This is a genomic window from Paenibacillus sp. J5 (assembly GCF_054955055.1).
Map to the genome: position 1 here is coordinate 1 of NZ_JBUEDD010000037.1, position 913 is coordinate 913.

General features: G+C 44.8%; 2 protein-coding genes. Both read right to left on the reverse strand.

Annotated features, from left to right (window positions below; genetic code table 11):
- The coding region (locus ACY1JZ_RS25980; protein WP_462631673.1) for a hypothetical protein at positions 1-369 on the reverse strand (369 nt) is incomplete at its 3' end.
- A gap of 100 nt (positions 370-469) precedes the next feature.
- The coding region (locus ACY1JZ_RS25985) for a hypothetical protein (protein ID WP_462631675.1) at positions 470-913 on the reverse strand (444 nt) is incomplete at its 5' end.

Genomic DNA, 913 nt, shown 5'->3' on the forward strand with positions numbered 1-913 from the left:
GTAGATGATTTCCGTATCGTTCCTGTATCGGAACACGACAGCGGCTCCCGTCACATGGAGAGTGTCCACAATCTCAGCGAGAATAATATCCTTCAGCTCGCGGAGGCTGGAGATCGTTCCGAGTTTCTTGGAGATGTTCTTCAATGCCGTGTTCAGGACGTGTTTCCTTGGGAACAGCACGGATTCAAAGCGTGTGGTCCAATATTCGGCTGTGTAGAGCACCCATGTAATCAGAAGCAGTGAAGCAGTGAATAGGAACAGAATCTGCTTCTTATCCGCTGTAGTGTGGATTAACCCGACATAACATCCAGTAAGCAAGCTGACCGGAATAATGGACAGAAGGACAGCGGACAAGATTCGGCGAATCATAAGGTCGAAATCATATAACTTGTCCGCAGCGATCATATAAGCAAAGGAAATCGGGAAAAGAAGGATAATCCAACTTGTGTATAAAGGACCTAAAAGTTGACTACCTGTAATTACTTGAGGGAGAAACGAAAAACAGATCACCGGTAAAAGCGAAATCATCCACGCCAGCCATACATTCTTGATAATACTGGACATGTATGTTTGTTGCTTGCGCAGCCTTAGATACTGCATCGTCAGGATGCACATATTGAACAAGAATCCGAGCAGGAAAAAACCTAAGGTAACGGACGAATTGTAACGATGGATCGTGTAGGCCATCGGAGGATACAAATACAAGCATCGGATCAAAAATCCTGTCGCGGCAAGCGCATACATGAACCATAATAATCGTCTGGGCAGCCGTATACCGCCCTTCTCCTCGAAAAAGACGACCAGAAAATGATAAAATACGATCGGCAATACCATCATCAAACTCGAAATTGCAAGCTTTCCGACAACATCTCCTCGAATAGAAGCACCATAACTCATATAAATGAGAGCCATT